The organism is Rhodococcus sp. WS3 (assembly GCF_003797085.1).
GTDB lineage: Bacteria > Actinomycetota > Actinomycetes > Mycobacteriales > Mycobacteriaceae > Rhodococcus_F > Rhodococcus_F globerula.
The window spans coordinates 75,099-100,117 of record NZ_RKMA01000002.1 but is presented as its reverse complement, the minus strand read 5'-3'; the positions used below and the strand labels follow the sequence as shown (position 1 = coordinate 100,117).

Genomic DNA, 25,019 nt, shown 5'->3' with positions numbered 1-25,019 from the left:
GTTCACATATCCCGACCTGATCTGGGAGCGATGTCCATGGTTGTTCCGACGCGATCGACCAGGGTTGCCATTTCGTAACCGATCTGACCGATGTCGCATCCCGCAACGGCAAGTGCAGCGAGGTAGGCGCCGCTACCGACGCCCATGAGGAGGAGGTACCCGTTCTCCATCTCGACCACCGATTGCAGAACGGCACCGCCGTCGAACAACCGTGATGCACCGGCGGAGAGGCTGGCGAGTCCCGAAGTCACAGCGGCCAATTGATCAGCTCGATCGAGCGGAAGGTGGGTGCTCGCTGCACTCAACAATCCGTCGGCCGAGACGATGATCGCGTGGCTCACTCCCGGCACGTCTCGGGCGAAACCCGACACCAACCAGTCGAGTGCGCGAGGAGTTTCTGGGGCTCCGACAGTACTCACTGTTCTCCTTCGTCTTCCTGCACATGCGTGGTCGAGTGCAGGGATGTGGTGTTCTCACTGTTAGCGTGCCGCCGTCCGCGGCTGACGCCGGATTGGTAGTCGCTCCATCCCCGTCTGATGTTCTCCGGCTCGGTGCTCTTACGGTGGGATCCGGAACGGAAAGTGGCAGTAGTGGTTCCAACCGTTCCGGGAACCAACCGCGCACCGCGGTCCCTCATCGGGAGACCCGAATCGGAGATCCTGGTGACGGGCATGTCCGTTGACGCGCGGGCAGCAACCCAACCCTCGTCTGCTTCGGTTGTCCAGATGATTCCGCTTGCGGCACTGGAGTTGTCGTCTGTGGGATCGACCAGCCACTCGGACACCATCCGGGCAAAGATCGGGGATGCAATCGGTGGAGTCTCGGAGGTAGCGTCGGGAGCATCCGCGCCGAATACACCCACACGCGACGGTGTCGAATCGCGCGGGCGGGAGGAGAAGAACGCCGCCGTGTTGGTCGGATTGGGGGCGCCGAACAGGTGCCTCGGCGCAGGTTCTCGGGCGGCGGACACGCTGGTATCCGGTTGAGTGGCAGTAGTTTCCGGGTCGGCTGGCGTTGTAGCTGCCGGTTCGGTGGCGAGGGTGCTACCAATGCCGGGTACCCCACTGTTCCCTGGAGTGCGGCGAGGAAGCGTATTCCCCGCGGGAAGCGCACTGGCGTGCGGCTGTGAAACGACTGCAGCGGGAGCGCCTGAAACAGGTGGCGGCAAGGTGACCGCACCGATGTTTCGAGGTTGACTGTTTCGAGGTTGACTGTTTCGAGGTTGGCGCTGCGGCAGCCCGCTCGCTGATACTGCCGGTACATCGGCCGCCGGACTTTCGGGGCGATCGACAGGCACCGGCGAAGCTGCGCGGACCGGAGCAACACGCGGCGCCATCGGCGTTCGAACCACATTGTCGCGTGGTGCGTCGAGCAGTGCCACCGGCAAGTGAACCATGGCGGTAATGCCACTGTGTTCGGATGTGCTGCCCGACGGGCGTAGACGCACTGAAATATTGTATCGACGGCTGATACGACTGATGACAAAAAGTCCCATGTGGCGGGCGGTATCTGGGCTCATCTCGCCTCCCGAAGACAGGCGCCTATTGGCATCGAGTAGTTCGGCCGACGACATTCCGATACCGAGATCGGCAATCTCCACCAGCACGGAACCGTCGTTCGTGCGTGCGGCGTCGATCGTCACCGTTGTTTCGGGCGGCGAGTAGCGCAGAGCATTATCGAGGAGTTCGGTGATGAGGTGCACGACATCTGCACTGGCCTGGCCACTGACAACAGCAGACAGAATCTGTCCGAGTTCGACACGCAGATAGTCTTCGACTCCGGAAACCGAAGCGCGTAGAGCGTCGGCAAGAGCGATCGGTGCGGTTCGTACGCGTCGCCCTTCGGTGCCGGACAGGATCAGGAGATTGTCGCTGTTGCGTCGCATTCGGGCGGCAATGTGGTCGAGACGAAAGAGATTCTCGAGGCGATTCGGGTCGTCTTCGTCTTGTTCAAGTTGCTCGATGAGACCGAGTTGCTGTTCGACGAGGGACTTGTTGCGGCGGGAGAGCGTTTCGAACATGTCGTTGACCTGGCGACGGAGTGTTGCCTGCTCGCCGGCCAAAGTGATGGCCTGCCCGTGCATGTCGTCTACAGCGCGTGCGAGTTGGCCGATTTCCTCGTGGGTGTCAACAGGTACTCGAGGTACTTCGAGGTCGCTTACCTTCTCGCCGGCGCGGATTCTTTCGATCGCCTCGGGTAGTCCCCGTCGCGCTGCGTGGAGAGCGGCGAATCGCAGGCGTCGGATGGGTTCGACCAGCGAGCGGCTGATGATGAGCGCGAGAACAAGGGCTGCGAGGACAGCGCCGAGAACGAGCGCGGTGTCTCGAAGGGCGGCGGATCGGGCTGAGTTGGCTTCGGTGCCCACTGTCGCGGCGAACTTGCTTGATGCCGCGTTGGCCAACGTGTCGTAATGATCACGACTTGTCTGCAGCCCGACGTCGATCTGGCTGCTCAGCGGGGACGTCGATGCTGTGGCACCGATTTCGTCGACGCGCCCCTGTGCGGACGCGCGAAGTGCGCTCACAGCGGCGACGGTATTCAGAGAGCTCTCCGATTCATCGCGCGGGAGCACTACACCGCGCAGGGCCGCGAGTTCTGCGCCCGCAACGCCAACCAAAGCGGTTCGAGCTTGCTGATCGAGGCGCCCGGAACCGAACAGAATGCGCTGGTCGGCGAATGCTCGACGAGCTGACCACAAGGCAGAGAACTCGCCTCCACTCTGACGCATGACCGGCTGCGGGGAATCGCGCATGATGTCGGCGAATATGGTCCAGATGTCGATGGATGCTTCGTTGACGCGGGTGACCAGTCGAGCGGGTGCGACTGCGCCGGCGGAAACTTCGTCGATGATCGACTGGCTGTTCTCCAGAGCGCGGGTGACCTGGTCACCGATTGCCCCGTCAGTGTGGAACATTCGACCGGCCGCGGCGAACTCTGCCATGGCCGCTGTCGTTGCTGCCGTGGCGGTCTCGAGTTCGGTGCCGGAGGAGGACGCGACTGCAAGGTCGTCGAGCGCCTCTTCGAGCCGGAGAGCCGCGGGGGAAGCAAGCACGCGTTCCGAGGACGACGTCAGTTTTGCAGCAGTGGAAAGCTCGCCCTGGATCCGAAGTGCGCCGAGCAGGATGGCAACGAGCATCGGAACTGCAAAGACGGCGACAACCTTCCAACCTAGGCGCCATTCGCCGATCGACCACCACGAGGTTGTGTGTGCATCGTGTTTCATGCGGACCAATGCCTCTTCGCGTCTGCTATTAAAGTCTGTCAACCCCCCGATCAGGGAATCGCCCGAGCTCCTTCGACTACGTGCAATCGAAGGAAAGCGATTGAACGGTAACAGAATGATCTTTATCGCATTGCGCCGATAGTCCCTATTGTCCAGATTTTTTGTCTGCTATGTAGGTTTTATGTCCATTTTCAAGGCACGACGATAGGGATCAGCGGGCGACGCCGACATTGAGATTGAAATCAACCTCATGTCAGCACCGCCCGACTAAAGATGGATGAGGCCCGAAAAGTCACATCCGAAAATCTGTTCGGCGAGGCCCTGACCTGAATCCTTCGGTTCAGTCTCTCACTGCAAATTCCCGCGCTTCCGATGCCAATTCATCGGCCGCGGAATCCATATGTGCGGTCACAGGATCCGGAGCGGTCAAGACTGCCACAATCGGAATAGCCAGTGCCAAGAGACCGAGCACGAAGACGGGAAACAGGAACGAGAACACCTCGAGACCCTCGGGAGTAGTTGCCGACGGATCGTGAACAACTTCTACAGCGGCCATTCCCGTGTAATGCATGCTGACTACTGCAACGCCCATGATCACGCCGGCGAATAAACGCAGCACCGTGGATTCCACAATCATCGTGAACCACAACGCAACGGTGCCGGCAACGACGGCAATCAGGAGCGAGAGTGCGACAAAGTACACGTCGTAGTGGATCTCGCCCTGAAAGCGCAAGGCGCGCATACCTGTGTAGTGCATGACATTGACCGCGACGCCCATGACGAGGCCACCGGCGAGGAGTCGACTCAACCGGAACTCGGTGCCGATGATCACCAATCCGACGAAAACCGCGGTCACGGAAATCAGTGCCGAGACCACTGTCCACATCAGGCTGTATCGAATGGGGCTTCCCGGCACGGAGAACCCGAGCATCGCGATGAAGTGCATCAACCATATGGCGACACCACCGATCGACAGTGCAGCCATGAACAACCAGCGCATCCGCGATTCGCGGGTCGTGGCATTCATGGAATGACGCGTGCACGCCAAGCCGATAACCGATCCGGCGACGGAAACAACGAAGGCGAGTGCGAGCAGCCAGATTCCCATCGAGAAGTGGTGCATTTCATCCGACATGCCAGATCCTTAGGATTGTTGTTGACACTTTCAATTGATGCACTCTCTCACAGAGATTTCAGGTGGCAGCAGTACCACTACCAGACGAGGCGCAGCGTGCAGGACAATCACGATGTACTGATTCGATAAACGATTTTCGAAGAAACGAGCAATACCGATGCCGCTTCGTAACGACTTCGAGCCCACGCGGACAAATTGCGGCGAATTCGCCCGCTACTCGTGGACTCAATGCTCGAATGCTTCAGTGTGATTGGCACCACATTCTGTTGTGGCTATCGAATTCCAATTTCTGCAGGTATATCGAATCGTCCGAAGGCTATTACTCACGCCCGATTCTGCTCAACTGAAACGAAGAGCAACGACCATTTGTGATAACGACCGCCGCCATGATGGTGCGGCTAATTCAAACGACGGAAGAGAATTGGGGATGACCACGATAGAGACTGCGTCCACACGCCCACCACATCTATCGGGCGCTCGAACATGACATTGGCCAATTCGATCCTTGCTTCTCAACCCTTCCATCAAGATCTTGAATTGCGTTCAGCCCCAGAGCGATTCGATGCCGATCATTGGTCCGATTGGTCACATCCGGCACTGGGTGGCCGTGACTACAGACCGGATGGCCGTTAGACAGCCACCGATCGACCCGGCAACACGTCAAGTCTCGAACAGTGGGCGATGCAGACTCTCGGCGACCTCCGGATTCGAGTGGCGTTACCGCCTGCTCCACATCGCAAGCCTAGGATTGCGGGTCGAGTTGGATACGTCCAATGGCGACAAGACCCGTCGCCCGGCCGCGCGACGCGACAACGCACTGCATGCTTGTTGTAAGACCATTCTCGTAGACAAGATGGACGCTCTCAGTTTGCTGCGTTGAATGACCTGACACACACAGGCACTACAGACGAGGGCGGTATGCGTCCAGGCGATACAGATTCGCGCCCGTTCCCGATGTTCCGGAACGGGCGCGAATACACGAGAACTAACTGATCAGAACGCGCGTACCGAACGAATGTTGGACGCAAGAATGGCCCGGGCGCCAAGTTCAGCGAGAGCATCCATTACCTGGTTGTGTCCCTTGATGGGAACCATGGCGCGCACGGCGACCCATTCCGGATCGGCCAGCGGAGACAGAGTCGGAGATTCCATGCCCGGCGTCATCTTGATTGCTTCGTCGAGAATGCCGCGCGGGCAGTCGTAGTCGATCATCAGGTTCTGCTGAGCGAACACGATTCCGCGAACCCGCTCGATCAACTGGTTACGGGCCGCGTCGTCCTGCGGGGCGCCGGTGCGCTCGATCAGGACACCTTCCGAGTCGCACAGAGAATCGCCGAAGGCAACAAGGTTGTGCTGACGCAGAGTGCGGCCGGAACCGACCACGTCGGCGATGGCGTCGGCGACACCGAGCTGGATCGAGATCTCCACGGCGCCGTCGAGGCGGATGACGGAAGCGTCGATGCCGCGAGCGGCGAGGTCACTGCGAACCAGGTTCGGGTACGACGTCGCAATACGGAGGCCGGCAAGATCTTCGACGGTCCAGTCCTTGCCGGCAGGTGCGGCGTAACGGAAGGACGAGCGACCGAAACCGAGCGCCAAACGCTCCGAAACCGGTGCGCCGGAATCTCCGGCGAGGTCACGACCGGTGATGCCCAGATCGAGTTCACCCGATCCGACGTAGATGGCAATGTCCTTGGGGCGCAGGAAGAAGAACTCGACCTGGTTGGAGGGGTCCAGAACCGTGAGGTCGCGGGAATCCGTGCGACGACGGTAGCCCGCTTCGCTGAGGATTTCGGCGGCGGACTCGGACAGCGAACCCTTGTTGGGAACTGCGACGCGCAACATCAGTGAACGTCCTTTCGGAAGGTGTGGTCAGACGTGGGAAAAGGGAACCGGAATTGTCGGGTCAGATCCTCTTCACAGATGTCGGTACACGTCTTCGAGGGTCAGCCCGCGGCCGACCATCAACACCTGAGTCCAGTACAAGAGCTGAGAAATTTCTTCGGCTAGCTGCTCATCGCTCTGGTACTCCGCAGCGATCCACACTTCACCGGCTTCCTCGATGACCTTTTTGCCCTGTGCGTGAACACCGGCATCGAGGGCGGCGACGGTGCCGGACCCCTCGGGACGGGTAGCAGCACGCTCGGTCAACTCGGCGAACAAGGATTCGAAGGTCTTCACAGGTAGCTATTCTTTCACGAGTGCGGAACGGATTTTCACAGGCCTACAGGCTGGCCCGTCACAAGCCCTGATCGAGAGCGCGTGTGCTGACGAACCGGCGAGTGTGGCCGGTGATCGGGTCCGGGTATTCCAGTGCCCGGGCGAGGAGTCGCAACGGTGTGGAGAAGTCACCAGGTACCGCCGGACGGTAGTGCGGGTAGTAGTTGTCACCGAGGATGGGAATGCCCATCGAGTTCAGATGCAGTCGTAGTTGGTGGGTGCGCCCGGTTTTCGGGAACAGCCGGTATCGACCGAGCGTGCTACCAGCAGAATCAGTGAGTAGCTCGACCAACTCGACTCGGGTTTCACTGTTCGGTTCGCCCTCGACTTCGGTGGCGGTCATCTCCCCGTGCACCTTGTTGATCCGGCTACGGACGATGCGTGGAAACGTCAATTCCGGATCGAATCCCGCTATAGCTTCGTACTCCTTGACGATCTTCTGCTCCGCGAAGAGTTCCTGATAAGGCCGTCGCAGGTCCGGAGTCACGGTAAACACGATGACACCGGCGGTCATGCGGTCCAGTCGATGTACCGGCGCCAGATCAGGGAGATGAAGGTCACGACGTAGACGGACGACCGCGCTTTCGACGATGTGCGCGCCGCGCGGGATGGTCGCGAGGAAGTGCGGTTTGTCGATGACCAGGATCTGCTCGTCGCGGTACAGGATCTCGATCTCGTGCGGGACCGGGATTTCGGGTGGTGGTTCGCGGTAGAAGTAGACGAAGCGGGTGGGCTGATACGGAGTCTCGCTCGAAATGATCCGCCCGTGCTCGTCGACGACGTCACCAGCAGCGACGAGGGCGTTCCACAGCTCGTGCTCGCCGGGAAACTCACCGACCAGAAACTCGAGGACGGTACGCGCGTCGGACGTCCGGGGCATCCGCAACCGATCCGGCCCGAGCCCGTCTCGGATCGGCAGCGGAGCCTTTGGCACGCCTCTAGACCTGTTCGAGATCGGGTGAGCAACTCTCGCACAGCAATTCGAGGGTGCGTCCGTCGCCGTCGATTCTGTTGCGGAAACGTGGCGTCGGCGTTCCACAGTCGACACACACACCGAGAACCTTTGCCTCGGGCGAGAATTCGATGTTCATCCGCTTGTCGAAGACGTACAACGATCCGTCCCACAGGCCCTTGTCGCCGAACGTCTCGCCGTAACGCACGATCCCGCCGTCGAGTTGGTACACCTCACCGAAACCGCGTGAGCGCATCAACGACGACAACACTTCGCAGCGCACTCCCCCAGTGCAATAGGTGACCACTGCCTTGTCCTTGAGGTGGTCGTACTTGCCGCTGTCGAGTTCGCTGACAAAGTCCCGTGTTGTCGTCACGTCCGGAACAACGGCGTCGCGGAAGCGTCCGATTTCGGCCTCGAAGGCATTACGGCCGTCGAAGAAGACAACGTCGTCACCGCGGTTGTCGACCAGTTCGTGCAGTTCCTTCGGCGCCAGGTGGACGCCGCCGCCCACCACACCTTTGGCATCGACCTCGAGTTCGTCAGGCGCACCGAAAGTCACGATTTCGCTGCGCACCTTGACGGACAGGCGCGGGAAATCGTTGCCGAGTCCGTCCGACCACTTGATGTCGGCCATGCGGAACGGTTCGTACCCGCGGGTGCCGCGGACGTATCGCTTGACGTCCTCGATATCGCCGCCCACCGTCGCGTTGATTCCGTGCTGCGAGATCAGGATTCGGCCGGTCAGATTGTTCGACTCGGCGAGGCTGTGCTGCCACAACCTGATCGCTTCGGGATCGGCCAACGGCGTGAACTGGTAGAACAGAACAATTTTCGGAATGGACACTTTTGCTACACCAGCCTAACGTGCCGCACGCGCATGAACGTCGTGGAGATCATGAATCGACAAGTCCGTCAACGACTCCCGGAAGATACGTCCCGGCCCCGCCGGAACATCGACTTCACAGGGAACAACAAGCACGCCGCAGCCCGCAGCGGTGGCCGCAGCCGTGCCTGTCGGCGAATCCTCGATCGCCAGACACTGTGACGGTTCCAAACCGAGAAGCGCAGCACCCCTCAGATACGGATCCGCGGCAGGCTTGCCGTTGGCTACCTCGTCGCCGCAGACGCTGTGGTCGAAGAACTCTCGTCCGAGCATCCCGAGTGCGCGATCGACCAGTACCCGCTCGGTATTGGTGACCAGAGCCGAGAGAAGTCCCCCGTCGCGAACAATCGCCAGTGCATCCTGCGCGCCGGGACGCCAGGTCACACCGTCCTCGAACAGATCGCCGACGCGGGCGTACATCCAGTCCTTGGCCTCGGCGACTGCCTCCGGGTGCTGCTCGAGCCCCAGCGAATCGAACACCGTTGCCAGGGCAAACGGGCTCGACGCGCCGATGACGGCAACGCGCGTCGCCTCCGTCATCGGCCCGCCCAGGCGCAGCGACAGCTCACGCAGCGCAACGTCCCACAACTTCTCCGAATCGAGCAAGGTGCCGTCCATGTCCCACAGGACACCACCAAGCGTCGTCTCGGATACCTCGGTCAACAACTCAGACATTGAAGTACTTGGCTTCCGGGTGGTGCAGGACAAATGCGTCGGTGGACTGTTCCGGATGCAACTGCAGTTCCTCCGAGAGGTGAACGCCGATGCGCTCCGGCTCGAGCAACGCGACCAACTTGGCGCGGTCCTCGAGATCCGGGCAGGCCCCGTATCCGAAGGAGTAACGCGCGCCGCGGTATTCGAGGTCGAAGTAGCCGGACACGTCGGTGGGATCCTGCTCGGCAACCGAATGACCGCCAGGCAGAACCAGTTCTTCACGGACCCGGCGATGCCAGTACTCGGCAAGTGATTCCGTCAGCTGAACACCGATGCCGTGAACTTCGAGGTAGTCACGGTACGAATTCGACGCGAACAGCTCGTTGGCGAAGTCCGCGATCGGCTGCCCCATGGTGACCAACTGGAACGGGAGAACGTCCACCTGACCGGTCGCTTCTGCTTCCTTACGCGAGCGCACGAAGTCCGCGATGCACAGGAAACGGTCCCGGTGCTGACGCGGGTAGGTGAACCGGAATCGTTCCGGCGCATCCGGTTTCGGCTCGGTGAGCACGATGACGTCGTCACCCTCGGACACGGCCGGGAAGTAGCCGTAGACCACGGCGGCGTGCGCGAGAATGCCCTCGGCCGTCAACCGGTCCAGCCAGTACCGCAATCGCGGCTTGCCTTCGGTTTCGACCAACTCTTCGTACGTCGGACCGTCGCCCTTACGCTGACCACGAAGTCCCCACTGCCCCAGGAACAGTGCGCGCTCGTCGAGCAGACCGGCGTACTCGGACAGTGCCACGCCCTTGACGATGCGGCTGCCCCAGAACGGCGGGGCCGGGACAGGGATGTCGACTGCAACATCGGACCGTTCCGGCAGAACGACGGGAGCTGCTTCGGCCTTACGCTTTTCGGCGATCCGCTTGGAACGCTCATGACGAGCCTTCCGCTCGGCAACCTTCTCGCGCGCGGCGATCGCCTCAGGGCTGTCCGGCGCGGGTCCGCCGCCACGCTTTTCGGTCATGATCTGATCCATCAGATTCAGACCCTCGAAAGCGTCGCGTGCGTAACTCACGGTTCCGTCGTACACCTCTTGAAGGTCGTTCTCGACGTACGAACGCGTCAGCGCCGCACCGCCCAGCAACACCGGGAACTGTTCCGAGACACCGCGAGAGTTCAGTTCCTTGAGGTTGTCCTTCATGACCACTGTCGACTTCACGAGCAGTCCGGACATGCCGATGACATCGGCCTTGTGCTCGATCGCAGCATCGAGAATGGTCGCGATGGGCTGCTTGATGCCGAGGTTCACGACGTCGTAACCGTTGTTACTCAAGATGATGTCGACAAGGTTCTTGCCGATATCGTGGACGTCGCCCTTGACCGTCGCAATGACGAGGCGGCCCTTGCCGTCGTCGTCCGTCGCTTCCATGTGGGGCTCGAGGAACGCAACTGCCGCCTTCATGACTTCAGCGGACTGCAGAACGAACGGCAACTGCATCTGTCCGGAACCGAACAGTTCACCGACGGTTTTCATACCCGAAAGCAGTGTCTCGTTGATGATTTCGATCGGGGACTTGACCGTCATCGCTTCGGTGAGATCGTCGTCGAGGCCGTTGCGCTCGCCGTCGACGATGCGACGCTCGAGGCGATCGAACAATGGCAGACCGGCAAGTTCCTGAGCGCGTGACTCACGGGCCGACGCTGCCGAGACACCCTCGAACAGTTCCATCAACTTCTGCAGGGGGTCGTACCCTTCGCTGCGACGGTCGTAAACCAGGTCGAGTGCGGTCACACGCTGTTCTTCCGGGATCCGTGCCATCGGCAGGATCTTGGAGGCGTGCACGATCGCGGTGTCGAGGCCGGCCTCGGTGCATTCGTGCAGGAACACCGAGTTGAGCACCTGCCGAGCGGCGGGGTTCAAGCCGAAGGAAATATTGGAAATACCCAGTGTGAAGTGCAGTTCCGGGTACGCGGCCTTGAGCTGACGGATCGCTTCGATGGTCTCGATGCCGTCGCGGCGCACTTCTTCCTGACCGGTGGAGATCGGGAAGGTGAGAGCGTCGACGATGATGTCGGACTCTGCGAGACCCCAGTTGCCTGTGATGTCCTCGATCAGGCGCTTGGCGATCGCGACCTTGGTCTCGGCCGTGCGCGCCTGGCCCTCCTCGTCGATGGTCAACGCGACAACGGCAGCGCCGTGCTCCTTGACCAGCGTCATGATCTTGTGGAAACGAGACTCGGGACCGGCGCCGTCCTCGTAGTTGACGGAGTTGACGGCACAACGTCCACCGAGGTGCTCGAGTCCGGCCTGCAGAACTGCAGGTTCGGTGGAGTCGAGCATGATCGGCAGCGTCGACGCCGTTGCCAACCGGCTGGCGAGTGCGGACATGTCGGCAGCGCCGTCGCGGCCCACGTAGTCGACGTTGAGGTCGAGCATGTGCGCGCCGTCGCGAGTCTGATCCTTCGCGATGTCCAGGCACTTCTGGTAATCCTCGGACAGCATTGCTTCACGGAAAGCCTTGGAGCCGTTGGAGTTCGTGCGCTCACCGATCATCAGGATGCTGGCGTCCTGTTCGAACGGGACAGCCGAGTACAACGACGACGTGCTGGCCTCGTGAATCGGGGTGCGCTGCGCCTTCTCCACGAGGCGAACCGCGTCGGCAACTGCCCTGATGTGGTCTGGGGTGGTTCCGCAGCAGCCACCCACCATGCCGAGACCGAATTCGGAGACGAATCCGCTGAGGGCTTCGGCCAATTCGTCTGCGGTCAGCGGGTACTCGGCACCATTGGGGCCGAGCTGCGGCAAGCCGGCGTTCGGCATGACGGAGACCGGCAGCGTCGAGTACTTGGACAGATGGCGAAGGTGCTCGCTCATCTCTGCCGGACCGGTTGCGCAGTTGAGTCCGATCATGTCGATGCCGAGCGGCTCGAGTGCCGTCAACGCGGCACCGATCTCGCTGCCGAGGAGCATGGTTCCGGTGGTCTCGACCGTCACGTGCGTGATGATCGGAATCCGCAAGCCCAACTGTTCCATCGCCCGCTGACTGCCGAGAATCGCAGCCTTGACCTGAAGGAGGTCCTGGCAGGTCTCGACGAGGATGGCGTCGGCGCCGCCTTCGATCATGCCGAGGGCGGATTCGGTGTACGCGTCACGCAGGATGGCAAACGGGGCGTGGCCCAGGCTGGGCAGCTTGGTTCCCGGGCCCATCGAGCCGAGAACAAAGCGGGCCATACCGTCGCGGCCCGGCCCCATCTCGTCAGCTACCTCACGAGCGAGGGCAGTGCCCTTCTCGGAAAGCTCACGGATTCGATGCGAGATGTCGTAGTCGGCGAGGTTGGGCAGGTTGCACCCGAAAGTGTTGGTCTCGACAGCATCGGCACCGGCGGCAAAGTACGCGCGGTGGATGTCTTTGAGCACGTCGGGGCGGGTGTCGTTGAGGATCTCATTGCACCCCTCGAGTCCGAGGAAATCATCTAGTGTGAGGTCCGCGGCCTGCAACATGGTGCCCATCGCTCCGTCGCCGATGACAACGCGCTGATTCAACGCATCAAGCAGGGCAGAGTTAAATGGGGCAGACATGCCGTCCAGAGTAGTGGGCGCTCTCCGATGCTCTGGCCGTAGGCTGGGTGGGTGAGTCCAAGTGAGTTCCCCGTCACTCCCGACGGCCCGGTCGATTTCGATGATTCCGCGGCCTTCGAGAGCCCTGATCGCCCCCAAGGCGATATCCCCGTGCTCCGCGATCCCATTCTCGTGGCAGCCTTCGAAGGCTGGAACGACGCAGGTGACGCCGCCAGCGGCGCCGTCGAGCACCTCGAACTGATCTGGGATGCCCAACCGCTCGCGGAACTCGATTCGGAGGACTACTACGACTATCAGGTCAACCGCCCGACCGTACGGCAGGTCGACGGCGTCACCCGAGAAATCGTGTGGCCTGCCACACGTTTGTCCGTCTGCTCACCGCCTGGCAGCGAGAGCGACATCGTTCTGCTTCACGGTATCGAGCCGAACATGCGTTGGCGCAGCTTCTGCGAGGATCTCCTCGAGCTGATCGACCAACTGAACGTCAAGACGGTGGTCATCCTCGGAGCACTTCTCGCAGACACCCCGCACACCCGTCCGGTACCGGTGACCGGAACCGCATACAGCAGCGAATCCGCAGCTCGATTCAACCTCGAGCAGACTCGCTACGAAGGCCCCACCGGTATCACCGGAGTTCTTCAGGACGAGTGCGTCCGGGCCGGCGTACCAGCCATCTCGTTCTGGGCAGCGGTGCCGCACTACGTGTCTCAGCCGCCCAACCCCAAAGCCACGGTGGCACTGCTGCAGCGCGTCGAAGACGTTCTCGACATCGAGGTTCCCCTGGGCGAACTCCCCTCTCAATCCGAGGACTGGGAAGAAGCGGTCAACGAAATGACTGCAGACGACGAGGAGATCGGCGAATACGTACGGACTTTGGAAGAGCGCGGCGACGCTGAGACAGACATCACAGAAGCAATCGCCAAGATCGACGGCGATGCGATCGCTGCCGAATTCGAGCGTTACCTGCGGCGGCGAGGCCCCGGTAGCTTCGGGCTGTGAGCAACACTTCTCCCGACGAAAACACGCACAACCCCAGACCGCTTCGCCTTCGCCTCCAGTTGATCGCGCTGTACGCCGGCGGGTTTCTCGGCCCGTTCGGCGGCGGCGTGGTGGCGTCCGTTCTCCCCGAGATCGGCGACGACCTGGGGGTCGGGGCGTCCGCGGCCGCGTCGTCGCTCACTGCGTACCTTCTGCCTTTTGCGGCATTGATGTTGGTGTCGGGAACTCTCGGCTCCCGGTGGGGCAAAGTGCGGACCGTCCGCATCGCGTATGGCGTGTATGTGGCCGCGTCGTTGGCATGTTTCCTGGCTCCGACGCTGGACATCTTCCTTGCAGCCCGGGTCCTGCAAGGTAGCGCCAATGCCTTCACAACTCCCCTCTTGCTTGCATCATTGGCAGCAGCGACGCCACAGGCCCGACTCGGCCGCGCGCTGGGCGCCTTCGGTGCGTTTCAGGCCGCCGGCCAGTCGTCCGCTCCCCTGATCGGCGGCCTCGCAGCCGAATTCGATTGGCGCCTCGCATTTCTCGTCATCGCGGTTGTAGCTGGAGTTCTGGGCGCCGTCGGGTTACCCAAAACCACGGCGCCTCCGTCTGCCGCGCCCGCCAGACTCCGTGACGCACTGCGTCCGGAAGTGCTGCGGATCGGCGTTGCCGCCCTCCTTGGTTGGGGCGCACTCGGCGGTCTGAGCTTCCTCCTGGCATTCCGGTTCGAGGACGAGTTCGGTCTCTCGCCCACAGCCCGCGGTCTGATGCTGACGCTGTTCGGTTTGGCCGGCATTATCGCCGCCCGACGAGCGGGAATCCTGATCGACCGCATCGGCGCCCGGAAGGCAGTGACCATCGGCGCAATCAGCGGCGCTGTACTCGTTGCAGTCGTAGGACTCGCGTCCGCTATCCCGGCGATTGCGATCGCCTGGTTTATTGCCGGTGTGTCCAGCCAGTTCGTACTCGTCGGCGTCAACGCGGCGGTGCTCGGCTCGCAGGGTCCGAATCGCGGCGGCGCGGTATCCGTCGTCCAGGCAATGCGCTTCGGCGGCGCGGCACTCGCTCCCCTCGCTCTCACCCCGATCTACGACGCCTCGTCCATCGCAAGTTTCCTGATACCCGCCGCTCTACTTGCTGTTGTGGCTCCGCTGATCATGCCTCGGCAGAAACCGTCGAATACCGCGGAGGCTTAGCCCCCTCCGTCGATGATTTTCTGATCCTTTGGGTTGCTGAAGTGCGGCGACTTGGTGAATTGAGGTCGTTGGTTCGGATAGAACTGACGACAAATATTCGGAAAATTTGGTGTTTCCGTCAGCGACAGATATTGATACAATGGAACAATGAGCGAATCCGAGTCGGAACCCGAGCGCCCCATCGACATTTTTCGGCGATCCGTCGCGATCATCGAAGAAAATCTGCCCGCCACCTGGTCACTGTCGACGCAACGCTCCCCCGATCTGTCCGAAGCACCCATTCGCCTCGACCTGCGCTCCCCTGACGGGTCGGTCGCGAAGTTCGGCGTCTACGCCGCACATGGAGTTCTCAGCAGCGACGTTCCCGGTATCGCCGACCGCTTCCCCACCGGGCAAACCGGGTTCGTCTGCGCCAAATATCTATCCGAACCGGTGCGCCGCCAACTCGACGCCCATGCACTCTCCTACGCCGATGCGACGGGCAACGTCTCACTCACCGCCGATCGCCCTGCCGTCTGGGTGCGAGGCAGGGGCGCCGACGCCGATCCGTGGCGCGGCCCCGGCCGGCCGTCGGGCCAACTGGCCGGCGATCCGTCGGCGCGGGTCGTGCGGGCGCTCGCAGATTTTGCTCCACCCCTGGCGATCACCGCTCTGGTCCGTTTGGCCGGGGCATCAACGGGCGCAACGTATCGAGTAGTGCAAACCCTCGCGGATCGGGAATTGGTGACCAGACTCCCCCGCGGCGGCATCGCCGACGCCAACTGGCAGAAAATGCTCCGGGAGTGGGCACAGGAATCCATCGCCAAAGCACCCACACCGCACGGCTTTCACGCTCCAGACGGACTTGAAGCGCTCTTCGATCAGCTCCGCCAACTCAGCGGACACATCTATGCGGCAACGGCATCCGTCGCTGCCGCGCCGTTCGCCCGGTATGCGCCCACTCAGCGGGCTCATTTCCACGCCGACAACGTCGACCAATTTGCCGACGCGTTGGGCCTACGGCGCGTCGAGACCGGTGCCGATGTGTGGGTCACCGCTCCCCTGTCGCCGTCGGTGTTCGACCGAATTCTCACCCGCGACGGCATCCGGATCGTGTCTCCGAGTCAGGCCTACGCCGATCTTCTCGTCGGTCCGGATGCCGACGAAGCAGCGGCCGATCACCTGATGGGCTGGATGATCGAGAACGAATCGCAGTGGCGACGCGCCGCCTCCCCAGCCAAGGATCGACCGTAGGGAAATTCGGACGACACTCTCGCCTACGCTGTCATGGTGAATGAAACGCATATCGCGGGCGTAGCGACGGCGTACGCGGATACCCATCGACTGAAATTGTTTTCGTTCACGGTCGCCGAGAAGCGCGCCGAGTACCTGTGGGTACTTCGCGCATTCGACCACGCCCGCGCCAATTACACAGTCCTGCTCCATGCGGGGACGGTCGCTCAGATCCTCGAGAAGATCGGTGGCTCGGATCCCGCCGCTCAGCTGTCGTCGACCGAGATTGCGCCTCTGCTGGACCAGTTGCACGTGTGGGAGATTCTCGAACGCAGCTACGACGGCACACGCGCCGCGTCGTTGGCCGAGTATCGGAACCGCCATTTTGTGTACCAGTTCGGCCAGGCCGGGTATCAGGTGTACCGGTCCGTCGAGGACGTTCTTGCCGCCAGGCTCGACAATTCGTCCCTCTCACGACTGGCGCTGGCGGACCTTCTGGCCGACATGTCGGAACTGGCCGAAGCCAATCGAACGGCAGACGGCGACCTCATCTTCCGCAAACTCAAACGCCTCGACTCGACACTGTCCGACATGGCCGATCGAGCCGCGCACTTCTATCTCACGCTCGGCGATCTGGTTCGGACGACGGAAGTCACGCCGCAGGCATTCCTGAACCACAAGGACGCCCTGCTGACACACATGCGCGAATTCAGCTCCGACCTCGCGCGGTACGCCCCGAAACTCAAGGAAGCCATCGAGCACGTCGAATCGACGGGTGTCGACCGGATGATCCGGCTCGCCGCCGCAAGCGACGAGCGAGTGTTCGTTCCGATCGGCGAACGCGAAGACGACTGGATGGCCCGCTGGCGCGGCTTGACCGCGTGGTTCGTCTCCGCCGAGACCGGAATCAGTGAGTCCGAGCGACTGCGCGAAGGAACGATGAGCGCGATTGCCGCAGTGCTTGCTCTGTTGCGCCGCGTCACGGAAACCCGTCGAGGCGGGGTCAGCCGCGAAAGTCAGCTGCGCCATCTCGCGGGGTGGTTTGCCGCCACACCGTCCGAAGACGCGGCTCATGCACTGTTCCAGGCCGTGTTCGACCTCGGTCGCCCGCGCCACCTGTCGATGGTCCACCCGGACGCCGACATCATCTCGCACCACCGATCCTGGTGGGAGGCACCGCCCGTCGAGATCGCCCGCACCCTGGCGGAAACAGGGCGCCCACCGTCGCCCGGCTTGCCCAGCAAGGTCGCCCGCAACGACGGAAGTATCCGACGGCTGCGCGAAGAACAGCTCGCGGCGCAGCGAACCCGCAGTGCCGCAGCACAATCCCTGGCCACCAACGGTGTGTATCAACGTGAGCTCAACGAGCAGGAGACCGAAGTTTTGCTGAGTTTGCTCAATGCCGCACTCACGGCCCGCGTGCCGGTCGTCGGCCGCGTCAAGAGTTCCACCGGTAGCGAGAACGGGGTGAAATTGACGCTGAGCCCGTCGGACGGTTCCACCACCATCACCACCGCACGTGGCCGGATGCACCTCGACGGCATCGAGGTCAGCGTTCGATGAGAGCTCGCGAGATCACTCCCCTTGCGCTCGATTCGTATCAACGCGCGGCAAGGGTCATCCTGTCGAATCACCTGGTCACCACGTCGTATCCGGATCGGGCGGCGTTGCCACTGCTACGCCGGTGGGCCACCGAACTGCGAGATGACCTCCTCGACCTCTTCGGTTACCGCCTCGAGGTCACCGAGACAACGGCTCGGTTGTTCACGGTCTCCGATCGCCTCAACCCGTCGGCACCCGCCCAGACGGCAACCGAGCGCACGTTCGACCGCACCCGCTATTCGTACCTGGCCCTGTGCCTCGCCGCCTTGGGCCGCGCCGGCAACCAGATCACGTTGTCGGAGTTGGCAGATCACGTGGCCGCCGACGCCGCACAGGTGGACGGCGTCGAACTGTCCACCGATCGCGGCGCCGATCGCGACGCGTTTGTCGACGCCGTCGGCTGGCTCGGTGTGCGCGGCGCCATCGCACTCGCCGACGGTGACGCCAACGGCTGGGCATCCAATCCCGAAGCGGGAGAAGCGCTCTACGACATCGACCGATCCGTCGTCGTGGCACTGTTCCGCCCACCGCGCGCGCTGCAGCACCTGCATTCCATTCGCGGACTCCTCGCTGCCGAAACATCCCAGGCGGCTGAGGAAGACGGGGTTCCCGTGGACGCCAAGGCAATCGGGCGGCGAGTGCGTCGGGCTCTCGTCGAACGCCCAGTGGTGTTGGCCGGTGAACTCGATCAGCATGAACTGATCGCGTTGGCCCAACCCAAGACCGCATCCGACGTCGAAATGTTGACCGGACTCGTTGCCGAGCGCCGGGCCGAGGGAATCGCGATGATCGACCCCACCGGGCGCCTGTCTGACGTGCGTTTTCCCAGCACCGGCACGATCGCCCAGGTCGCACTGCTGCTGGCCGGCGAAATCGCCGATCGGATACTCGACGTCGACGCGCCGGAACTGCCGAAACTCCCGCTTCCTCCCGAGTCCGACGACCACCTCATCGAGCAACTCGATGCGGCGATCCCCGAGGCCGGAATCTTCGAGGATCTTGCCGACGAGGATGCCGAGCCTGTCGAACCTGCTGCAGAGCCTGCCGATCCCGAGGAACCGGCGACATATCCCCTGATCGACGACACGTGGCTGGCTGACAAGATCACCGAATTGGTGGATCAGTTCGGCCGAACGTTTGCGGCGCAGTGGCAGGCGGACCACAACGGACTGCGTAAACAGTCACTCGGCCTGCTGCAGCGACTGCGCCTGACACACGCGGTACCCGGCGGAGTGCTCGTTCTGCCCGTACTCGCGCGCTACCGCGACGTTGTGGTCAATGTCCGCGAACGCGATCCCCTCATCGACTTTGCGGTCGACAACTCCGCACCCGAGCCCAGTTCCGAATTTTCCGGCAGCACAGAAGAACCAGAGGTAGAAAACGCATGAACAGCGCCCGTTTCCGACCTACCCGGGCCGGCATCATCAACCTCTGGGATTACCGCGACCAGGAATTCTCCTTCGCCGACGGCCGCCTGGTCCTGCGCGGACCCAACGGATCCGGCAAGACCAAGGCACTCGAGGTGCTGTTCCCGTTTGTCTTCGACGGCCGCATCGAACCGCGTCGCCTCAATCCGTTTGCCGGCGAAGAACGCACCATGAAGTCGAACCTGCTCTATCGCGGGCAGGACACCGCACACTCCTATGTGTGGATGGAGTTCTGCCGCGGCTCACTCGACGACCCCGAAGCCGTCACCGTCGGCATCGGCATGCGTGCGAGCCGAACCAACGACAAGGTCACACGCTGGTACTTCGTCGCCGACGGCCGAGTTGGTGTCGACTTCTCGCTGATCGGCGCCGACGATCGCCCGCTGACAAAGAAGCAGTTGGCCGAGCAACTGGGCAGTGACGCGATCACGGACCGTCCCCTCGACTACCGCACCGCCATCGACGCGCGCATGTTCGGCCTCGGCGTGCAGCGTTACGACCAGCTGATCAACCTGATCCTGACGCTGCGCCGGCCGCAGCTCGCGAAGAACCTTGACCCCAAGGGTCTTTCGCAGGCACTCACCGACGGACTGCGCCCCCTCGACGATCAACTGGTGCTCGAAGCTGCCCGCTCGTTCAGCGACATGGAAGAAGTGGGCCGCGCGCTCGAGGGGCTGGCCGCTGCCGACGGCGCGGCCCAGACTTTCATCGGCGTCTACACCAAGTATCTGCGCCAGCAGTCGCGGGGCGAGATCGAACAGGTCGGGGCCCGCCTGGCCGCGGTCACCAAAGGTGTTGCCGCCATGGACGAATCGGCTGTTGCCCAGCTGCGGAGCCGAGAAGCGCGCACAGCAGCCGAAGAACGGTTCAATGCCGCCGAACAGGCACTCGATCACGCCCGCGCCAATGTCGAAGCGCTGCAACGCTCGAGCGCGTACGAAGGCAAGCAGCAGCTCGACGACCTCGCGCAGGCCGTCGCAACTCTGAAACTGTCCACCGAGCAGCAGGCCGACAAGTCCCGCAAGGCGCAGGCAACATTGGCGCAGCGCGGCGACGAAGCCGAAAAGGCCACCGCGTCGGTACGCCGCGGTGCCGAAGCGCTCTCGCGGGCCGAGGACGAACTGCGCGTCGCCGCCGAAGACGCCGGTATCGGCTGGACACCGCTGCCGGACGGTTCCCGCAGCGATCAGATCACCGCTGCCGTGCGTGGCCACGCCGAAGAGCGCGACGGAGACGTTCGTGTTGTGCGCGCCGCCCTCGCCACCGTGGAGAAAGCCACCACCGAGCGGACCCGCGCCGAGAATTCGTCGCGTCGTGGCCAAGAGCTGCTGGAATCAGCCAAGGCTGCGGTCCTCGAGGGCGAAGCCGCCGTCGAATTGGCTCGCAGTGAATGTGCGACCGGCCTTCGCTCGTGGTGGACCGGGCATTCGGAGCGCTACGCCGCTGCCGGCGCCGATACCTCACTGTTCGAGGCACTGGACGGTGCTCTGTCGGCAGTCGGTGACGAAGACGCTCCAACGCTGGCTGCCGTACTCGCCGAGCACACCGAGGCCGGAATCGAAGCCTTGCGGGAGCGTCGACGCAGTGCGGAAGCGGAAATCTCAGCCGCCCGCGCCTCAGTCACCGCACTGAAAGCCGAACGCAAGGCCGTCTCGGCCGAGCACGACGATGCTCCGCCCGCATTCCACGCCCGCACCGACAGCCGCAAGGACCTGCCAGGTGCGCCCTTCTGGAGCCTTGTTCGGTTCGCCGAGTCTGTCGAACCCGACGTGGCCACGGGAATCGAATCCGCACTACAAGCGGCAAATATGTTGGACGGCTGGGTAGTGCCAGGCGAGCAGCTGCCTGACTTCGTCAGCGAGCAATTCCTCACAGCACTCCCGACAAAGCAGCGGCCCAAGGGACGCACCCTCGCCGATGTTCTCGAGGTCGAGGGCAACTCCGACGTCCCCGACGCACAGGTCAGGGGAATTCTCGCCTCGATCAGCCTGGTCGAGAACGCGGACACCACCACCACCGCCGCAGTTGCTATCGGCGTCGACGGCCGATTCTGGCAGGGTGTTGTCCACGGACGGCACGTCAAGACCGACGCCGAGTACATCGGTACGACGGCCCGCGCGCGTCGTCGCGCTGCCCGGATCGCCGAAATCGACGTTGCCCTCGACGAACTTGCCACGGCAATCGACACCGGCACAGCACTCGTGGCGCACACAAACGAGCAGTTGGCTCAACTTGCCGCGGCCGCAAAGGAACTCCCCAAGACCGGCTCGATTCTGCGCGCGCTCAAAGCCGTCGCCGAATCGGCGGGCGCTCTGCGCACACGGTCCGAAGCAACAGACAGCGCGCAGCGTGAACTCGACGCGGCGATAGCGGATCTCGCGGCCAAGGAAAAGCAGTTGCGCTCGACGGCGTCGACGCATCGCACCCCGCACGCCGGCCGGGAACTCGACTCGTTGGCGGCGGCGATCCGTCACTTCGAGAAGCAAGGCGACGTCGCCCTGCGATGCCGGCGCGAGTACGCCAAAGAGGTGGAACTCGAACGCGAATCGATCGACCGGCTCGACGAATCACGCACCAACGCCGAGGAATTTGCCGAAGAAGCGGCCATCGCGGAGGAGAGCCTGCTCCAGCAAGTCCAACGCCTGGAAACCCTGCGCGACACCCTCGGCGCGAGTGCCGAGCAAATCGATCTCGACCTCGCCAAGGCGCGCGCCAAGATCGAGGAATGCAAAGTCGACCAACGCGCCGCCCGTAAGGCCTACGACGCGGCCGTACTCCACATCGGCACCGCGGAGGGCGCTTACAACACCGCCGTCGAGACCTTGCGACACACCCTCACCGAAACGCGCAGCGACGCAGAGCAACTCGCGCCGTACGCGCGACCCGATCTGCTCGAGCTGCTCGGCATCACCGAACCGCTGAGTTGGCCCGCGAGTTCCGCGGCGTGGATGAGCCCCGATCAACTCGTCTACCGGATCCAGAACGAGGACCGCACCGACGACGCCCCGCACCCGCCGGTACTGCCCGAAGACGTGGACAAGCTGTACCGGGCACTCGACGCGGCGACCTCGACGGTTCGCGTCACCGACGGTGCGCGCAAGGCAACCCGCACGGCCCTGACGTCCGCGCTGCAGGAATTCGACGCCCAACTTGCTGCCGCCGGCCAGGATTACCGCCTGCAGTGGGACGCACCGGACGGGCTCACCGTCGTCCGCGTGCAGGACGAGCAGGGACACTCCTCGATCGGCGAGTTCGCAACCCGCATCCACGAAGCGCGCGGAGATCAGGAGCAGCTGCTCACCGAATCCGAGCGTCGCATTCTCGAAGACGCACTGCTCACCGGTCTGGCCCAACAGATCCACGAGCGTACGGTCGACGCCCGCGAACTCATCGCGCAGATGGGCACCGAGATGCGCGAGCGGCACATGTCGTCGGGCAACACCATCGGCGTCCACTGGGTTCTGGCCGACAACCTCGACGACAGCTCCCGCGCCATCTCCAAACTGCTCGATCGAGACGCGTCGGCGCTGGGCGTGGACGAGTTGGCGACACTGCGCGCACATTTTGCGACGCAGATTCGCACTGCCCGGGCGGCACATCCCGAGCGGTCGTACCCGGAAATCCTGTCGTCGGCACTCGACTACCGGCAGTGGCGGTTCTTCTCCTTCACCCTCATCAGCGGCGAAGGCAAGGAAGATCGACTCACCGTCGCTCGGCACAGCGCGCTGTCCGGCGGCGAGCAGTCGGTGTCGCTGCATCTGCCACTCTTCGCGGCAGCGCACGTCATGCTCGATTCGGCCGATCCGCATGCGCCGCGGCTACTTGCACTCGACGAGGCATTTGCCGGCGTCGACGACAACGGTCGAAGCGAGTTGTTGGGATTGAGCGTCCAGTTCGACCTCGACCTCTTCATGACGGGATACGACCTCTGGATCACGTACGCCGACGTCCCCGGGTGCGCACACTACGACCTGGCTCACTCGACGGCCGAGCAAGCCGTCAGCGCCGCGCTACTGGTGTGGTCGAACGGTGAACTGCTCGCCGAACACGACGGAACGGACTTGGCCAGAGCGCTCGGATCTCCGCTGCGCCGTAGGGTGCCCACCCCGGCCGAAGGTGCGCTCGACTACGCCTAGCACTGTGCGCCTCGAGGTCGATGGAATGGGAAGCGCCCGGGTTGGGTACCACCGCACCACCCGCGCTTTTCATCCATGGGCCGAACCTTGCGAGCGGAGACGACATGAAGAAAGCCATCGCGACAATCATGATCGCGGGCGCAGCGTCGATGATGTGCGCCTGCGGAAACGACGACGGTGACCAGAACCAGGGCAGCGGTCACGCCACCGGTCAAGAAACCATGCGAATGCCCGCCGGAACGTCGACGGGCGAGATGAGCGCTGTCGATCAGGGAAAACTCACTGCATTTGTTGTGGCATTTCGCACCCGCTACCCGGATCTTTCACAGGATCGAGACGATGCCGACATCAAAGAGATCGTCCTCGACACGTGCGACGACATCGCCGAAGGTGCCTCGGAACAACAAGTCAGCGACGAAATCCGCGATCAGGCCGAACACAACGGCGTAGTCCCGACCCAAGCCCAGGTCGACGAGATCTACGACATGGTGACGCCGGCGTGCCCGTGAAAGCACTGTGCGCCTTTGTCAACCGCCCGCGGTTGACAAAGGCGCACAGCTAGTACATCAGCGCAGCGAAATCCCCAACAGGGCGTCGACGGCATCGGCGAACTCGCCCGGTGCCTGTGCGTCGGATCCGCCACCTTCGAGTGCACGACGCGCCCAACCGTCGAGGGCGTCAAGAGCCTTCGGGGTGTCGAGGTCGTCGGCGAGATGCTGACGCAACCGTGCAACTGTGTCGGTGACGGACGCAGCGGAACTCAGGGCCGCGGCAGCACGCCACACCTTGAGACGATCCTGCGCATCCTCGAGGACCTGTTCGGTCCACGCCCGGTCCTGACGGTAATGGCCGGACAGCAGTCCGAGACGGATCGCTGCGGGGTCGACCCCTTCGCCACGAAGCTTCGAGACGAACACGAGGTTGCCGCGACTCTTCGACATCTTCTCGCCGTCCAGACCGATCATGCCGGTGTGAACGTAGTGACGCGCGAAACGACGGTCACCCGTGGCACATTCGGCGTGCGCTGCCGAGAACTCGTGGTGCGGGAAGATGAGGTCGCTGCCGCCGCCCTGGAGGTCGAAACCCGAGCCGATGCGGTTGAGTGCGATAGCCGCGCACTCGATGTGCCACCCGGGGCGGCCCGGTCCGAACGGTGACGGCCAGGACGGCTCACCCGGGCGCACAGCCCGCCACACCAGTGCGTCGAGCGGATTGCGCTTGCCGGCGCGATCCGGATCGCCGCCGCGCTCGGCGAAGAACTTCTCCATGGTCTCGCGGTCGTAGCCGGACTCGTAACCGAACTGTTCGGTGGCGTCGGCCCGGAAGTAGACGTCGGGGAACTCGGCGTCCTCGACGATGTAGGCCGCGCCGGATGCGACGAACTTCTCGACGAGTTCGACAACTTCGTTGATCGATTCGACAGCGCCGATGTAGTCCTTGGGAGGAAGCACGCGCAGCGCCTCCATGTCTTCACGGAAGAGCGCCGTCTCGCGCATTCCGAGAACAACCCAGTCTTCACCGTCGCGGTTGGCGCGTTCGAAGAGCGGGTCGTCCACGTCGGTCACGTTCTGGACGTAGTGAACGTCGTGTCCGGCGTCGCGCCAGATACGGTTCACGAGGTCGAAGGTGAGGTACGTGGCGGCGTGCCCGAGGTGGGTCGCGTCGTACGGTGTGATGCCACAGACGTACATCGTGGCGGTCTTCCCGGGGGTGACTGGACGAACCTGACGGTCGGCCGTGTCGTACAGCCGCAACGGCGGCCCCTGACCGGGTACGGACGGGAGTGCGGTATCGGACCAAGACTGCATACTG

At 63.0% G+C, this 25,019-nt stretch carries 17 protein-coding genes; 7 read left to right on the top strand and 10 right to left on the bottom strand.

Translation table 11 applies throughout. The annotated features are described in order from the left end of the window. Positions 1 to 2: 2 nt before the first annotated feature. The 9 genes from EEB13_RS14635 to metH form a co-directional block, all read right to left on the bottom strand. A complete protein-coding gene (locus tag EEB13_RS14635; RefSeq protein ID WP_033231946.1) occupies positions 3 to 419 on the bottom strand; it encodes a roadblock/LC7 domain-containing protein in 417 nt (138 codons plus the stop codon). After that, complete coding sequence (locus tag EEB13_RS14630) at positions 416 to 3,223, bottom strand: ATP-binding protein (protein ID WP_261984554.1); 2,808 nt, start codon at positions 3,221 to 3,223, stop codon at positions 416 to 418. Before EEB13_RS14630 ends, EEB13_RS14635 begins: the two co-directional genes overlap by 4 nt. Before the next feature lie 340 nt (positions 3,224 to 3,563). Continuing rightward, positions 3,564 to 4,358, bottom strand: coding sequence for an MHYT domain-containing protein (locus EEB13_RS14625; protein WP_033231944.1), 795 nt, complete (start codon positions 4,356 to 4,358; stop codon positions 3,564 to 3,566). A 993-nt stretch (positions 4,359 to 5,351) separates the two neighbouring features. Beyond that, the gene (hisG, locus tag EEB13_RS14620) at positions 5,352 to 6,203 is read right to left on the bottom strand and encodes an ATP phosphoribosyltransferase (RefSeq protein WP_033231943.1); all 852 of its coding nucleotides are present in this window, start codon (positions 6,201 to 6,203) and stop codon (positions 5,352 to 5,354) included. A gap of 72 nt (positions 6,204 to 6,275) precedes the next feature. After that, on the bottom strand, positions 6,276 to 6,539 hold the full coding sequence (locus tag EEB13_RS14615; RefSeq protein WP_003944933.1) for a phosphoribosyl-ATP diphosphatase: 264 nt from the start codon (positions 6,537 to 6,539) through the stop codon (positions 6,276 to 6,278). A gap of 58 nt (positions 6,540 to 6,597) precedes the next feature. After that, a complete protein-coding gene (locus EEB13_RS14610) occupies positions 6,598 to 7,512 on the bottom strand; it encodes a pseudouridine synthase (RefSeq protein WP_141485637.1) in 915 nt (304 codons plus the stop codon). Positions 7,513 to 7,516: 4 nt separating this feature from the next. After that, a complete protein-coding gene (locus EEB13_RS14605; RefSeq protein WP_045067834.1) occupies positions 7,517 to 8,377 on the bottom strand; it encodes a rhodanese-related sulfurtransferase in 861 nt (286 codons plus the stop codon). Positions 8,378 to 8,392: 15 nt separating this feature from the next. Then, positions 8,393 to 9,091 carry an HAD family hydrolase gene (locus EEB13_RS14600; RefSeq protein ID WP_045067835.1) on the bottom strand — a complete coding sequence of 233 codons (699 nt, stop codon included), beginning with the start codon at positions 9,089 to 9,091 and terminating at the stop codon, positions 8,393 to 8,395. Then, complete coding sequence (gene metH, locus EEB13_RS14595) at positions 9,084 to 12,653, bottom strand: methionine synthase (RefSeq protein ID WP_072782539.1); 3,570 nt, start codon at positions 12,651 to 12,653, stop codon at positions 9,084 to 9,086. The genes EEB13_RS14600 and metH overlap by 8 nt, the downstream gene beginning before the upstream one ends. Positions 12,654 to 12,704: 51 nt before the next feature. Here metH and EEB13_RS14590 point away from each other — a divergent pair, with 51 nt between their 5' ends. From EEB13_RS14590 to EEB13_RS14555, 7 genes are all read left to right on the top strand, one after another. Then, a complete protein-coding gene (locus EEB13_RS14590; protein ID WP_033231939.1) occupies positions 12,705 to 13,652 on the top strand; it encodes a PAC2 family protein in 948 nt (315 codons plus the stop codon). After that, positions 13,649 to 14,830: an MFS transporter gene (locus EEB13_RS14585; RefSeq protein WP_045067837.1), complete on the top strand. Its 1,182-nt coding sequence runs from the start codon at positions 13,649 to 13,651 to the stop codon at positions 14,828 to 14,830. Before EEB13_RS14590 ends, EEB13_RS14585 begins: the two co-directional genes overlap by 4 nt. Positions 14,831 to 14,977: 147 nt before the next feature. Continuing rightward, positions 14,978 to 16,063, top strand: coding sequence for a helix-turn-helix domain-containing protein (locus tag EEB13_RS14575; protein ID WP_033231937.1), 1,086 nt, complete (start codon positions 14,978 to 14,980; stop codon positions 16,061 to 16,063). Between the two features lie 33 nt (positions 16,064 to 16,096). Beyond that, the gene (locus EEB13_RS14570) at positions 16,097 to 17,605 is read left to right on the top strand and encodes a TIGR02677 family protein (protein ID WP_141485635.1); all 1,509 of its coding nucleotides are present in this window, start codon (positions 16,097 to 16,099) and stop codon (positions 17,603 to 17,605) included. Beyond that, the gene (locus tag EEB13_RS14565) at positions 17,602 to 19,032 is read left to right on the top strand and encodes a DUF2398 family protein (RefSeq protein ID WP_033231936.1); all 1,431 of its coding nucleotides are present in this window, start codon (positions 17,602 to 17,604) and stop codon (positions 19,030 to 19,032) included. The genes EEB13_RS14570 and EEB13_RS14565 overlap by 4 nt, the downstream gene beginning before the upstream one ends. Beyond that, complete coding sequence (locus tag EEB13_RS14560; protein WP_141485634.1) at positions 19,029 to 23,207, top strand: TIGR02680 family protein; 4,179 nt, start codon at positions 19,029 to 19,031, stop codon at positions 23,205 to 23,207. Before EEB13_RS14565 ends, EEB13_RS14560 begins: the two co-directional genes overlap by 4 nt. Positions 23,208 to 23,311: 104 nt before the next feature. Next, positions 23,312 to 23,716, top strand: a complete 405-nt coding sequence (locus EEB13_RS14555) for a hypothetical protein (protein ID WP_095887865.1) — start codon at positions 23,312 to 23,314, stop codon at positions 23,714 to 23,716. A gap of 57 nt (positions 23,717 to 23,773) precedes the next feature. Here the strand turns inward: EEB13_RS14555 and mshC are convergent, their stop codons facing one another. Further along, complete coding sequence (gene mshC, locus EEB13_RS14550; RefSeq protein WP_033231934.1) at positions 23,774 to 25,015, bottom strand: cysteine--1-D-myo-inosityl 2-amino-2-deoxy-alpha-D-glucopyranoside ligase; 1,242 nt, start codon at positions 25,013 to 25,015, stop codon at positions 23,774 to 23,776. Positions 25,016 to 25,019 lie beyond the last annotated feature (4 nt).